Below are 16,396 nucleotides of genomic sequence, written 5' to 3' on the forward strand. Positions count from 1 at the left end.
TTTAAACTTTGGTTTAGGATAAGTACTTTGGTATTGGAAAATGGTTTACCGATAGGAACGGTAGACTCGTATTTGATGCCAGGTTCCACAACATACAGAAGCTTACCAATCGTAGTTTCTGTCGGGCCGTAATGGTTCACTATCTTACATGTTGCATCCGATGAACGTATTTCTTCAATTACTTTCTCCGATAATTCTTCCCCGCCAAATATCAGTAGCTTAGCTGGCAACAATAGTCTGTCATCCAGATTCAATGCTCTCCAATGCGATGGAACAATTTTCAAGCATTCGATTGAATGTTGATGGAAATACCTATGAAGATAATCAGAATTATTTACGGAATTTTTGCTGAACAGGTGCAATGTACCCCCCGAAGCTAAAGCTCCATAAATTACCGTATTTCCTAGATCTGTTGCAATCGAAGATACAAGAGCAAAGGTTTGACATTGATCTATTTGTATCTTCCTGATGAGCCCATTAACATAATCAACAAGGTTGCGATGTTCCACCATTACTCCTTTAGGAGTACCAGTAGATCCCGATGTATAAATAATATAGGCTAACTGATCAGCTTTCACCTCCGGGATAAACGTATCTTCAGATTCATTCAGGTTTTCAAATACCGATTCAATCTCAATAATATTCCTGCCTTCTACAACCGGTATATCGCCCCCCCTCTGTCTGCTGCTCACTATTGCTTCAGCGTTGGTATCATTTAGCATAAAGCTAATTCTTTCCGCAGGAAAATCTGTCTCAACAGGTACATATGCACATCCTGCTTTCATGATACCGATCATTCCGACAAGCATGTTAATGCTGCGTTCTATATACAGGGGCACCAGCACATCTTTAGGCGCTTTATACGTCTGAAGATATTTAGCCAGTCGGTTCGAACGCTTATTTAATTCCTGATAAGTAATCTTTTCGTTCTCAAAAACTACAGCTATATTCTCAGGAGTTTTTAATACCTGTTCTTCAAATAAATCTATAAAACTCTTATCCATTATTACTGTTGCATATTATTAAATTCATTTAACAACTGTTGTTCTTCCTCTTCTGTCAGCATTTGTAATGAATCTATAATTTGGTTTGGATTTTTTACCACAGCTTTTAAAAGCTCGTTAAAATGTCCTGCCATTCTATCAATTGTATCCTTTCTAAAAAGATCTGTATTATATACGATGAGGATGTGCAATCCTTTAGAAGTTAAAGATACGTGAAAAGTAATATCCACTTTTGATATTTTTATATCGAAAGCTTCATTTGATAATTCAACTTCACCGAATTTGAGAGCAGATGCTTCTGGAGTATTGAGAAGTACCAGCATGACCTGGAATAAAGGGGACCTTGAAGGGTCTCTTTCCTTTACAACTTCTTCAACAACTTTCTCAAAGGGTACATCCTGATATTCATAAGCTTCAAGCATCGTTGTTTTTACCTGCTTTAAAAGTTGTAAAAATTCGAGGCTTTCATCTACCTGATTGCGAAGAGCCAGGGTATTTACAAAAAAACCAACTAAGCCTTCGAGTTCCTGCTGAGGTCTGTTTGCAATAGAAGCACCTACACAAATATCCTGTTCTCCACTATATTTATTTAATAATACATTGAAGGTTGCCAGCAAGGTCATGTATAAAGTAACTCCTTCTTGCTTGCTTAGTTCATTTAATTGATCAGCTAATTCTTTATCAATCAGCAAACTAACAGAAGCGCCATTAAGAGTTTTTATGGCAGGCCTGTTAAAATCCGTTGGTAGTTGAAGAGGTAATACGCCATCCAGTTTTCTTCTCCAGTATTCTTTCTTCTTGTCTAATAGATCATCACTTATAAATTGCCGTTGCCAGATAGCAAAATCTGCGTATTGTATAGGCAAATGAGGCAAATCAGGACTGCGTTTTTCAATGAACGAACTGTAAAGTTCTACAACTTCTTTAACAATAATCGGCAGCGACCAGGCGTCAGAGGCAATATGATGAAGAGTAACTACCAGTATGTAGTCTCCGGCATCAATCTTAATCAGATGGGCACGCAACATATAATCTGAAGAAAGATTAAAGGGTTCATGAATCAGATCGTCGATGAATACCTTTAATCCTTGCGCATCTTTACGAAACTTTGAACCATCTGCAAGTAGCATCGTCCATTCGTCTGTTGATTTTACAGCCTGAAAAGGTTTTCCGTCAGTCTCATAAAACACCGATCTAAGTACTTCATGACGTTTTAAAATTTCTCTGATTGAATAGTCTAAGGCGTTCGTATCTAACTCCCCCTTAAGTCTTAAAACAGTAGGCTGATTATATTGCACACTACCTTCGAGCCTGTCGATGAACCACAAACGTTCCTGACTGAAAGACAAAGGAATTTTTGAAGGTCGGGGACCTGCTTCAACTGGCGGAGTATTAAGGCCTTTACTCTCTTCCAGGTGACTGGCTAATTGGGCAACAGTGGGGAAAATGAACAGGTCTTTTATCCCCGCATCCGAATCCAGCTCGCGTCTTATGGAAGACATCGCCCGCATAGCAAGAAGCGAGTGACCACCCAGTTGAAAGAAATTATCATGTATCCCTATCTGTTCAACACCCAGCAACTTTTGCCAGATTTCCGCCAGCTTTTGCTCAGTTTGATTTCTTGGAGCAGTATATTCATTTCCGGTCTGACCATGCAAGTCTGGCTCAGGTAATGCTTTTTTGTCAATCTTTCCGTTGGAAGTTAGCGGCAATTTGTCCAGCTCTACCCAGATAGCCGGTATCATGTATTCAGGCAGTTTCTCCTGAAGGTAAGCTTGAATGACATTCTTATCAAATTCACCATCCGAAACTATGTAAGCCGTCAGGCGCTGGTTTCCGCTGCCATCTTTCAGAGCTAGTATAACTGATTGTTTTACCTCCTGCAGCTCATTGAGAACACTTTCAATCTCTCCAAGCTCAATGCGGTAGCCTCTTACCTTTACCTGGTCGTCTATTCGTCCAAGATATTCGAGATTTCCGTCGGGCAGCCAGCGGCCAAGGTCACCGGTTTTATACATTTTGGCGTCCGGTTCTCCCCTGAACGGGTTGGCTATAAACTTCTCGGCAGTCAGATCAGGCCGATTAAAGTAACCGCCCGACAGGCCTGCGCCACTCAGACAAATTTCACCGGTTATTCCAACTGGGCACAAACTTTTATCGTCCTGTAAAATATAAACCTGTGTATCAGTAATGGGTTTTCCTATGAGCACGGGCTTGTCTTTCGTCAAACGATATACTGTACTGTAAGTAGTATCCTCTGTTGGCCCGTACAAATTCCTCACTTCTATGCGCTCCGTATCCAGGTTTTGAACCACAAATAAGGGAATCGGCTCGCCCGCCATGTTTAATACACTTAGATGGCTCAGATCTGCTTGTTCTGCTAAAAGTTCAACTATTACCGACGGTACGGTATTTACAAGCACGTCTGAATCTTCAGGCAAGTATCGACTTATAGACAACCCGCTTTCCAGTATCCTGAAACATTTACCCGTACTAAGCGGATAAAAAATCTCAAATACAGACAAGTCAAAACAAATAGAGGTAGTTGCATAAACTATCTCGAACCTACTGGCAGAAAACTCGCTCTGACACCAGTATATAAAAGAACAAACATTCTTATGCCGGATTATTACTCCTTTGGGTCTGCCGGTTGATCCTGATGTATAAATAACATATGCCGGATCATCAGCCTGTATTGTATTTTCCGGGTTAGCTGCAGGCATGCTCTTGATCGCTTCCTCGTCGGCACCATCAAGCTCAATAACATGAATCTCATCGGTATTAAGTATTTTCGATCTGCCCGCCCGGCTGCTAACTACAAGCGTTGCTCCGCTGTCCTTAAGCATGTAAGTGATCCGTTCTTGCGGGTAAGCCGGATCAACAGGTACATAAGCTCCCCCCGCTTTTAGTATTGCGAGAATTCCGGTAATCATTTCGGCACCTCGTTCTATACACAGGGGCACCATAGAGCCCGCTTTAACCCCCTTGCTTTGCAGGTAATGCGCCAAACGGTTTGATCGCTCATTAAGTTCTGAATAGGTCAAACGGGTATCTTCAAATATTAAAGCTATAGAAGACGGTGCTTTTTCCATTTGAGACTCTACCAATGCAACCAGGTTAATATCATTTTCATATACTCCCCCGGCATTATTAAAACTATGCAGTAACTCATGTTTTTCTGAGGGTGTGAGAAGAGTGAGCTGAGACAGGGATTGAGCCGGCGTTTTTACTATCGAAGTCAACAACTCTTTAAAATGCGCCAGCATACGTTTTATAGTGCTTTCTTCAAAAAGTTCGATGTTATATTGTATCGATCCGCTTAAACTCTTAGCGGTTTCCACAAACGTAAAGGTTAAATCAAATTTAGCTACAGTACTTGCCGGAGTGCCGGGCTTTAATGAGACGTCTTTTAATCGGAGTTCGGGTACGTCGGGAGTATTTTGCAAGATAAACAATACCTGGAACAAGGGGCTTCTATTCAACTCACGCTCCTTAACTACCGCATCCACGACTTTCTCAAAAGGGACTTCCTGATGGGCGTAAGCCTCAAGCGTGGTAGTTTTTACTGCCTGCAGTAGCTGTACAAATGTTAAGTCGCCTGTTACTTCTGTTCTCAGGGCCAGTGTGTTGACAAAAAATCCAATAAGATTTTCCAGTTCGTGCTGCGTGCGGTTTGCTATCGGCGTACCAACACAAATATCCTGCTGTCCGGTATACCGGTAAAGCAGTACTTTAAACACAGACAGTAAAGTCATAAATATTGTGGATCCCTGTTCCTGGCTCAAAGCCTGCAGGTTTCCGACTAGCTCCTGATCTAAATTAAACTCAACTGAAGCACCTTTGTATGTTTGAACATCCGGCCGGGAATGGTCGGTGGGGAGTTGTAATGTACCTACTTCATTCAGTTTTTCTCTCCAATATGCCAGTTTTTTATCCAGTACATTTCCCTCAAGCTGTGTCCGCTGCCAAATTGCATAATCGGCATACTGTATCGGCAGGTTTGACAAACGGTCTTTGCGGTTTTCTGCATACGCCTCATACAATTCAACAATTTCGTTAACAAGGATCGATGCTGACCAGCCATCCGAAGCAATGTGATGTAATGTTACAATAAGAAAATACTCCTCTGAAGTTAAATTGATAAGTTCGGCACGTATCATATGATCCTCAGACAGATCGAATGGTTCTTTTATCAATTGTGCAATATAAGTTTCCAGATCTCCGCACTTATTGCCGTCTGTAAGCTTCAAAGTCCAGCTATCCGGTTCCAGGATATATTGATAACCCACTCCATTCTCTTCATTTATAACTGTCCTTAATACTTCATGCCTGTTTATTACTTTCTGCAAGGCATTTTGTAAAGCTTCAGTGTTTAAATTACCGGTAAGATTTAATACAACAGGTATATGATAATGTGCACTACCCTCCATCTGGTCTATAAACCATAGCCGATCCTGACTAAAAGATAAAGGAATATTTTCCGGTCGGGGATAAACTGAACTGATCGGCGGAAGAACGGCAGCTTCCGGCTGGATTTCAATTTGCGCCGCCAGTAATGCTATCGTGGGACAATTAAAAATTTCACTTATCGCGATTTCTGTTCCCAGTTGTTTGCGTATGGCAGATATTAACCGAATCGCTAATAATGAATGCCCTCCCAGTTCAAAGAAGTCGTCACGAATGCCGATCTGTTTTACATCAAGTACTTCCTGCCATATTTCAGTTAAAGCTTTCTGTATTTCTGTCTCGGGGGCAGTATATCCCTGACTTAACTGTTCACTTATATTTGGTTCGGGAAGAGCCTTTTTATCGGTCTTTCCGTTTGCCGTAAGCGGAATCTGATCAAGTTCTACCCATTGCGCAGGAATCATATAATCCGGCAATCTATCTGTCAGGTACCTTTGCAGAGCTTCTTTATCAAAATCTTTTCCGGGCACCACATATCCTACCAGGGTTTTACTTTCAGTACTATCAGCTCTGGCTATTACCACTGCCTGATTCAGCATACCACTCTCAAGTATTACACTCTCGATTTCGCCGGGTTCTACCCGATAACCGCGAATCTTTACCTGTTCATCAGTTCGGCCCAGGTATTCAATGTTACCATCAGGCAACCACCGCCCAAGATCGCCGGTTTTGTATACTATCGAACTTGTTCCATTAAGCAGTGGATTTGAAATGAATTTCTCTGCTGTAAGCTGCGGCCGATTTAGGTATCCTCTCGCTAATCCTGCTCCACCCAGAAAAATCTCTCCGGGCACTCCTACAGGCACTACCTGCCGGGCCTCGTTAAAAATATAAACTTCCCTGTTGGATAAAGGCTTCCCGATTGGAATTGAACGTAATCCTTCCAATTTGTTTATCTCATAGGTTAATGAGAAAGTGGTATTCTCAGTGGGGCCATAGCCATTTACCAAACGGATTTCCGGATATAGTTCACGAAACTTTCCAATATGTTGCTCTGATAATTTTTCACCCCCTACCAGGATAGTCTGGAGTCCGTCAAATAGCTTAATATCAGTATCGACCAACTGATTGAACCAGCTTGATGTAAACCACATCATCGTTACACCCTGATTTCTAATTATGCCACTGAGCTTATTGCTATCCAACAATTCAGCCTCGCTGCATACTATCAGCCTTCCGCCGTTCAGCAGCATGCTCCAGTATTCAAACGTAGTGGCATCGAACGAAGGCGACCCGGTTACTAAAAGTCTGTCGCTTTCTGTAAGGTTGACGTAATCTACTCCTTTTACCAAACTCACCACGTTGCCGTGCTCTACCATAACGCCCTTGGGTTTACCTGTAGAACCCGAAGTGTATATTACGTAAGCCAAATTATTAGGAGTAATATTCCTCTGAGGACTAAGTGAAGGCTGTGATAGAATTGATATCTGATCCTTTCCATCTATTTCTATCAAGTCAAGGCCTGTTGTATAAGCCAACTTTAATTTATTGGCCTTTGATATCAGTGCTATTTTTGCGCCCGTATCTTCCAGCATAAAGCGAATCCGGTCTGCGGGGTAGCCGGCATCCACCGGTACATACGCTGCTCCGGCTTTTAATATCCCCAGAATACCAATCATTAAATCTGCACTACGGTCAACACAAACCAGTACGAGCTCTTCTGACCTTACATTTTTGCTGTGTAAATAATGTGCAACGCGATTAGCCCGCTCGTTCAGCTCCTTATAGGTAATCTCCTCCTGGCCGAATATTAAAGCTATTTCATTCGGTGTTTTGCTTGTCTGTTCTTCAAAAACCGCTGCAATGGTCTGTTTAGAATAATCATTTCCATTAATATTGAAGCTCCCGATCTGAGCCTGCTCAGCCTTACTAATTATCGGCAGCAAACCTATCTTAGTTTCGGGTGAACTCACAATCGATTCGAGCAAGATTTTATAATGACTCAACATCCGCTCAATTGTGGACCTTTTATACAGGTCGTTTTTAAATTCCCACCTGACATTCAGCCCGTTTTCCGATTCTGCTAAATTGATTGTAAAATCGAACTGCGTAGTGGTATGTTCGAAAGCCTCGGATGATATAATCAAATCTTCCAGCCGAAGTTCGGGTACATCAGGGGTATTTTGAAGAACAAACATGATTTGAAACAAGGCGTTTTTGCCAGCATCTCTTGTAGTAACTACTGCATCAACTACTTTTTCAAACGGAACATCCTGATTGTCAAATGCATCAATAGTTGTCGTTCGTACATCCTGCAAGAAGCTGGTGAATGATTCTTCGCCTCGAACTTCAGATCGTAAAGCCAAAGTATTCACAAAAAAACCGATTAGATTTTCGACTTCGAGCTGTGTTCTTCCTGCAATAGGGGTACCTATACAAATATCTGACTGCCCGGTGTATTTATACATTAACACTTTGAAGGCAGATAATAAAGTCATGAATAATGTCGCACCTTGTTTCTGACTAAGTGACTCCAGCTCCTTTAACAACCCTATATCCAGCCGGACATTAACAACATCACTATGAACACTTTTTACTAAAGGTCTGTCATAGTCTGATGGCAATTGCAATGGTGATACATCCTTCAGTTTTTCTATCCAGTAAGCAAGTTTCTTGTCAAATAAATCGCCTTGAAAATAATTTCGCTGCCAGATTGCATAATCAGTATATTGGATAGCTAAAGCTGGCAATTGTGGGTCTCTGTTGGAAGTATAGGCTGCATAGAGTTCTACAACCTCCTTAACCAATACAGAAGTAGACCAGCCATCGGAAGCGATATGGTGCATTGTGGCCACCAATATATGATCCTCTTCTTCAACTTCAATTAGCTGGGCACGAAGCATGTAATCTCCTGCCAGATCGAACGGAGCGATAATTAAATTTTGTATCAATAGATGTAAATCTATATCTCCATTTTTTATGTCTTCCTTATCTATGATTTGCAGAGCCCAATTGTCTGCCTTCTGGAGGTATTGGTGACCTTCGCCATTGTGTTCTCTGATAACTGTACGAAGAATTTCGTGGCGGTTTATTATTGTTAGCAATGCGTAGTTTAAAGCCTCACGATTCAACCGTCCCTTCAATCGCAATACGGCCGGCATCTGATACTGTATACTCCCCTCTAACTGATCGATAAACCATAACCGCTCCTGGCTGAACGATAATGGAATATGTTCAGGCCGGGGCATTACAGTGATTGAAGGCAGGGACGCCCCCAGACCTAATGTCCGCAAATGTTCCGCCAACTCCGAAATCGTAGGGTAGGAAAATAAGTCGCGGATCATCAACTCAACATTCAACTCTTTGCGTATCATAGAAATGACCCGCACGGCCAATAAAGAATGACCGCCTAATTCGAAGAAGTTCTCGTTTATGCCGGCTTGTTCTATGTTGAGTAAACTCTTCCAAATGTCAGAAATAGATTTTTCCACCTCATTTCTGGGAGCCTGGTAATCAGTTCTGCTGCCTGTACCTTTGTTTTCTATTGAACTCAGAAATTTTCTATCAATCTTGCCATTGCGATTCAAGGGCATTTTTTGAATAGCGACAAATTTTGACGGAACCATGTATTCCGGCAGCTTTTCGAGCATCAGGTTCCTGATGTCTTTTTGTAACTGAGAACAGATATCGTTAAACATGGGGATATTTGTAAACCGCCTGCCGTCCGGTACTGCACTGTTTTCATTGTAAACTTGCTCGATAAATCGATCTGAAGGTGATTTCTCCATTAAAATATTGAGTTTTAATGGATCTTTGTCGAGAAAAAGCTTGTAGCTGTATCCTTTTCGTTCTACAGTGCTGATCATTTTATTCACTTCATCCAATTCACCCACATCATGAAGCACCGCCAAAAGTTGGCCTACATTATTTACTGAACCATCTTTTAATATTCTGAGCAACTCACCTTCCCGCTGTAACCTCGGATTAGGAACATCTCTGACGGCGATAACAGGAACTTCTTTTTCAAGCTGAGCGATAATTTTTGCGCTTCCTTCTATCGGGTTCCAAATTTGCCAATCTGGTTTAAATACTTCTTTTTCCAGTCCTACGTAAATAACCACCGTATACCGGTATGCGCTTAGTTCATTTACATACGAACCGTGTTTCCAAACAATCTCTACATGAGTAATTTGCGGGTATTTCCTCTGCAATCCGTAAAAATATCCGGGAGAGAAACAAAGTTCCTCTTCATTGAGCATGTCTTGTTCCAGCGACCAGTTAAACTCGGGCAGAGTTACGAAATCCGGAAATTTTTCTAATTTCAGCCGGGCTTTGAACAATTTTAAAGTCCGTAAATCCCGCACATCTCCGATAACAATACGCCCGTTGTTTCCTAGAATCGAAATACCATTCTCTATAACTTTACTTAGATAATCTTCACCCGGAAAGTATTGTATAATCGAGTTTAATATTATGGTATCAATCTCTTCGGCATCGTTTACTGTAACTTCATGAGCTGCAGCGACCTGTAATTCCGTTGGCCCATAATCGCGCAATCCAAGATTTATCCGGTTTCGGATCAGGTTAATTGATGCCTTTGAAAAGTCCGTTCCAATATATCTATCAATCTTGCCGGCAAGCTGATAATATATTAAGCCACTTCCGGATCCAATCTCCAATACATGCCCTACCCGGTCCGAAAAAATTACATGTATGATATCCGTCAGCCATTCCCGCATGTGTTCAGCAGGAATAGGATCACGCGTAAAGCTATCGTTCCAGCCCAAAATGTTAAATTCAGGACTTTCTATGTTTTCATCTGCTGTTACATATTCATTTTCATGAATCACTTTCCAGCTCGCTACCTGTTCATCGTAAAGTTGAGCTTCTTTAACTTTGACAGCGAAATGGTTTGGCAGATAGTAGACGACAAGCCGGTTGTTCCGCGTATCTTTATCTTCTTTTACGACAACGCAGCTGTTATCAACTGAGGTAAGTGCGTTTAGCACACTTTCTATCTCTCCCGTTTCAATACGGTAACCGTGTATTTTTACCTGATCGTCCATCCGGCCGAGATATTCCAGGTTTCCGTCTGGCAACCATCTTCCCAAATCCCCTGTTTTGTACAGCCGCGATGCAGGAAAAGCAGAAGTTGGGTTTTCTACAAATTTTTCCGCGGTCAATTCCGGCTGATTCAAATACCCACGGCTAACTTGTATTCCTCCTATATAAATTTCACCAGGTATACCGATAGGGCAAACGGAGAAGTTTTTATCCAATACGTAAACAGAAACATTTCTCAGCGGCTTTCCAATCGGAACAGATGTGGCATTTTTTAGCGAATTGGTCTCCGCTTTATATTCAGCAACCGAAATAGCGGTTTCCGTAGGCCCGTATTTATTATAAAAATCTGCGGTACCTTCCCATTTGTTTACTAATTCACGTCTGCACAGATCACCGCCTGCAACAACTCTTCTTAACTGACCACACTTTTGAGGAATTAGGTTTTCAAGGAAAAAAGGTGTTGAGTGAAGGTGTGTAACTCCCGCATCATTTAAAAACACTGAAAACTGGTCGGGGTTAAGTTGTAAGCCCTCTTCAAAAAGAACTAAAGAAGCCCCATTTGATAACGCTAAAAATATCTGTTCAACAGAAGCATCGAAGCAATAATTAGAAAATTGCAGTATACGGTCGGTACTATCGATTTCAAAGTATTTGGTCTGAGCTGCTATATAATTTGATACGGACCTATGTTCTATTAAAACGCCCTTCGGTTTACCGGTCGAGCCGGATGTATAGATTGCATATGCTAACTGATCGTGGTTTATCGTGAGCGGCAAATTTGTATTATGCTGAGCATCTATCAGTTCTTTATCAGCACCGTCTAAAAATATAATTCTGATTCCTGAAAGCTCAACCAGGTTTTCGCCCGCGCTTGAACTGCTCACTATCAGGTTTGCTTTAGTATCTTCAAGTACAAAACCTATCCTGTCTCTTGGGTACGAAGGATCAATTGGCACATAAGCGCCCGCAGCCTTAAGTATACCTAATATACCGATGATCATTTCGGTTGAGCGCCCGACACAAATTGGTACAAGCGTTTCTTTCTGAACTCCTAGGGTTATTAAGAAACGAGCAAGCTGATTAGCTTTTTCGTTTAATGACTTGTAGGTTACTGTTTGTTTTCCAAAAATAAGTGCAATTGCGTCGGGTGTGGCCTTTACTTGCTTTTCAAACAAACTGATCAAGGTTTCGCCTGAAGGCTGCGCCAATAAATCAGAATTAGAAAAAGAAGCAAGTTGACGCTCTTCTTCTTCAGTAGTTAAAAGTAATAAGTCGATTTTTTTATCCGGGTTCTCCAGTACCGAACCAAGCAGCTGCATGTAATGCCCGATCATGCGCTGTATTGTCTCCGGATAAAACAGGTCGGCACAATATTCTACCAAACATTCTATGCCATCAGCAGTTGATTTTACACTAAAACTGATATCAAACCGGGAGGTGATATGGTCATAATTTTCAACCGCAAGTTCTACATCGTCTAAAACTATTTGTGGTATGTCTGGAGTATTCTGAACAATAAAAGTAACCTGAACCAGGGGAGTTCTGCTTAAATCTCTTTCGTGAACAACTGCATCAACAACTTTTTCAAATGGCACTTCCTGATGGGTATAAGCATCCAAAGTCGTCGCTTTTACTGTCTTAAGAAATTCTGAAAATGCGGTTTCGCCGTAAACCTGACTGCGCATTGCAAGGGTATTCACAAAAAAGCCAATTAATCCCTCCATTTCATAGTGTTGCCTTCCGGCTATGCCCGTTCCAACACAAATATCATTCTGGCCCGTGTACCTGTGTAATAACACCTTAAAAATAGCCAGCAAAGTCATGTAAAGAGTTGTTCCCTGTGATTGATTCAGCTCATTTATTTTTTCTGATACGTCCTGAGAAATCTTAAATCCGGCACTCGCCCCTTTTGTGCTCTGAACGACCGGACGTATAAAATCTGTGGGAAGATTTAATGTTGCAGTTCCGTCTAATTGCTTCTTCCAATAATCAAGCTTTTTGTCTAAAACCTCACCCTGTAAATAAGATCGTTGCCAAATTGCATAGTCGGCATACTGAAGTGGCAAAGGCTGTAAAGTCGGGATTGATCCTTTCTGGTATGAAGCATAAAGCTCAACCATCTCTTTGACCAAAATTGATCTTGACCAGCCGTCTGACGAGATATGATGCAAGGTAATCACCAAAAGGTATTCCCGTTCGCCCGATAGTATCAGGTGGGCCCGAAGCATAAAATCTTTTGAAAGATCAAACGGTGCTTGAATGAGATTTTGAATAAATTCTTTTAACTCATTATGCTCAGAATAAACGCTTCCATCTATAACCTCTAACTTCCATCGGTTTATTTCCCCTGGCTGCTGATAAGGCTGGCCATTTTTTTGAATAATTACAGACCTGAGGACTTCATGGCGGTTTACGATATCATTCAATGCATTATTCAGGGCATCAATATTTAAGTCACCTTTGATTTTTAATACCGATGGCATGTGGTATTGCCGACTTCCCTCCAGTTGATCAATAAACCACAGACGTTCCTGGCTAAAAGATAAAGGTATTTGGGGAGGGCGATTAACCGCCTTCATTGCCGGAGTATACGGACCTTTTACCTGCTCATCTAGATAAAGCCCCATCTGACTTATGGTAGGGCGCATAAATAAGTCCTTTATCGCCACATCCGCTTTTAACTCTCTTCTTATGGAAGAGATAACACGCATGGCCAGCAGCGAATGCCCTCCCAGCTCAAAAAAATTATCATGGATGCCAATTTGTTGAGCTCCAAGTAATTCCTGCCATATGCTTGCCAGCTTTTGCTCGGTTTCGGTGCCCGGGGCAATATATTCCTGACTCTGCTGACCGCTCATATCGGGCTCGGGTAATGCCTTCTTGTCTGTCTTCCCGTTAGGGGTTAAGGGTATCCTGTCCAACTCTACCCACAGGGACGGCACCATGTATTCGGGAAGTTTTTCCTGAAGATAGGTTTGCAGATTTTGCTTATCAAATGTTCCTTCAGGCACGACATACCCAACTAATCGCCTATTACCGCTGCTGTCTTCCCGGGCCAGAACTACAGACTGGCGTACTCCCGGATGCTGGCGCAATACGTTTTCTATCTCCCCCAATTCGATGCGGTAACCCCGAATCTTTACCTGGTCGTCTATCCGGCCAAGGTACTCGATGTTACCATCAGGCAGCCAGCGGGCTAAGTCGCCGGTTTTATACATTCTCGCGCCGGCCTTATTGCTGAAGGGATTGGATACAAACTTCTCGGCAGTCAGGTCCGCCCGGTTTAAATAGCCCCGCGCTAACCCGTTACCGCTTATACATAATTCGCCAACGATGCCTGCGGGACATAATTGATGTCTGGCATTAACGATATATATTTGAGTACCGGCTATAGGCTTGCCGATTAATATAGGTGCCTCTTTCTTTAATCGGTAAATGGTACTATATGTGGTATCTTCTGTTGGACCATACAGGTTCCGCACTTCTATGGAAGATGTATCTAAGTTTTGCAGTATCTGTTCAGGGACGGGTTCCCCCGCCATATTTAGTACAGTCACCTGGCTCAGATTAGCCCCTTCTGCCAACAAACCGGCTACTACGCTGGGGACAGTGTTTAAAAGGATGTCCTTATCAATGGATAAAAATTCACTGATGGCCAGGCCGTTTTCCAATATCCTGAAGCTTTTCCCAATGCTAAGAGGATAAAATATCTCGAATACAGACAGATCAAAGCATATCGACGTCGAAAAAAATACTGTCTCAAACCGGCTTGAGGAAAATTCATCCTGACACCAGGCTATAAACGAGGTGACGTTTTTATGAGTAATCTCTACGCCTTTGGGGGTGCCGGTGGAACCGGAAGTATAGATTACGTATGCCAGGTCTTCTGATAATAATCCGTTTTCCGGTCTACTTGATGCTGCGTTTAAGATCGCTGATTGGTCACTGCCGTCAGTTTCTATAATAGTTATGGAGCTACTGGTTTTTATTTGCCGCCGACTTGCCTTGCTGCTTAATACTATTCGGGCCTGGCTGTCTTCCAGCATATAGCTAATTCGATCCTCAGGGTAAGCGGGGTCGATCGGCACATAGCCAGCTCCGGCTTTTAAGATCCCCAGGATACCTATTATTAATCCTGTTCCCCGTTCCATACAAACCGGCACTAAACTACCGCGGCCTACCCCCTTGCTTTGAAGATAATGAGCCAAACGGTTGGCTGCTTCCTCAAGAGCGGAGTAGCTTAACCTTGTTTCGCCCTCTATCACAGCTACGGCATCCCGACTCTTTACTACCTGTTCCTCAAACAGGCTTACCAAGCTAGAGTCTGCATTACATAACAGTTCTTCAGATCTAAATCCTTCTAATATTTGATGTTCTTCCGATGATGTAAGGAGGCGTAAGTTAGAAATGCTGGAGCTATCGCTCTCCACCATTTGCAGCAATACGTGTTCAAAATGATTACTTATCTCCCTTACATAAAGCTCATCTAAGAGTTGTGTATTATAACTGAAGCCTACTTTAATCTCTTCCGAACTATTAATAATAACGCTAAGAGGGTAATTGGTTTGCTCGTGCGATTGTATATTTTCAACCCCTAAACACCACTTTTTAGAAGTTATTAGTTTGCTGGCCGGATAATTTTCAAACACTAATAGTGTATCAAACAGAACTCCGCTAATTCCATTCCATCTCTGGATGTAATTCAAAGGTGTATATTGGTACCTGCGTGAAGAAACCTGCTCTTCCTGTATTTGCTGCAACCAACCAGGTATGCTATTTTCCAGATCAATTCGTGAATGCAGGGGCAAGGTGTTGATATACATACCAACACGTTTCTCTACATTCTGAAGATCATCAGGACGGCCTGAAACAATTACACCGTATACAATATCTGATTTGCCAGTGTACTGATGTAATAGGTAGGACCACACGCCCTGCATAAGGGTATTGACAGTAACCCGGTGCTTCTGAGCATAATTTTGTATTTTCTCTGTAGTAACTCCATCGAGAAAAAAAGACATGGATCGATACTCTCCTGTCCCTGTTGTACGCTCGGTTGTTGTTCCAATAAACGGAAGAAGCGTACTATGCTCGATGCCTTTTAAATAATCTCGCCAGTACTGTTCTTCTTCCTCCTTATCAACACGTTCTATATACCGGATATAATCTTCATAACGATCCTCTTCTGCATCTTTTACTTTTATCCCTGATGCTAGTTGCTCATAGATCGTTAAGAACTCTTCCATTAGAATCGGCAGAGACCATCCGTCAAATAAGATATGATGGGTTGTCCATATCATGCGATAGCGATCCTCGCTCAGGCGAATCAATGTAAAGCGTGTTAAAGGGGGCTTTTTAAAGTCGAAACCCGTATTGCGATCCTCAGCTTCATATTTTTCTACGGCAGCTGCCTGATCCCTTTCATTCAGGTCCCGGAAATCCAGTTCCTTTACAGAGAGCGCTACTTCATTGTATACACACTGTACCGGCGTACTAAAAGAATCGTAATAAAAAGCACTGCGAAGTATACTGTGGTGTCTTAGAATATAGCTCCAGGTTTTCTTAAAAGTTTCAGGATTTAATCCGATAAGGTCGCAGTTAAAATGTACCTCATACGCTCTGGCCTCTTCGTCATATAGCCCATGAAAAAGCATTCCTTCCTGTAAACCACTTAAACGATAAATAGAAGAGATATTTTTGGATTTCTTTATGGAAGACGGCCCGGAAAAATCCTGGATATATTTTATTAATTCCTCCTTATTCTCCTTGATATAATCAATTACATCCTTATTTAACTTTATAGCCTCAATCTGCTCACGTGATAACCTTTTCTTATCACCCTTCAAATGAAGTTTCCCATCTTCTACAGATAAGGAAAAACTCATTTTATCAAGAGATGATATAAATTCTTTGATAGTCAT

General features: G+C 41.9%; 2 protein-coding genes. Both read right to left on the bottom strand.

Translation table 11 applies throughout. From position 1 onward, the window contains the following. A partial coding sequence (locus WG906_RS15905; protein ID WP_339993830.1) for an AMP-binding protein occupies positions 1 to 1,004 on the bottom strand: 1,004 nt, incomplete at its 3' end. A gap of 2 nt (positions 1,005 to 1,006) precedes the next feature. Further along, entirely contained in the window at positions 1,007 to 16,396 is a 15,390-nt protein-coding gene (locus WG906_RS15910) for an amino acid adenylation domain-containing protein (protein ID WP_339993831.1), read from the bottom strand.

The sequence above is a fragment of the Pedobacter superstes genome (genome assembly GCF_037622515.1).
GTDB lineage: Bacteria > Bacteroidota > Bacteroidia > Sphingobacteriales > Sphingobacteriaceae > Paradesertivirga > Paradesertivirga superstes.

Coding starts and splice junctions, on each gene's coding strand:
- WG906_RS15910 (WP_339993831.1), bottom strand. CDS start 16,396: ATGACTATCAAAGAATTTATATCATCTCTTGATAAAATGAGTTTTTCC.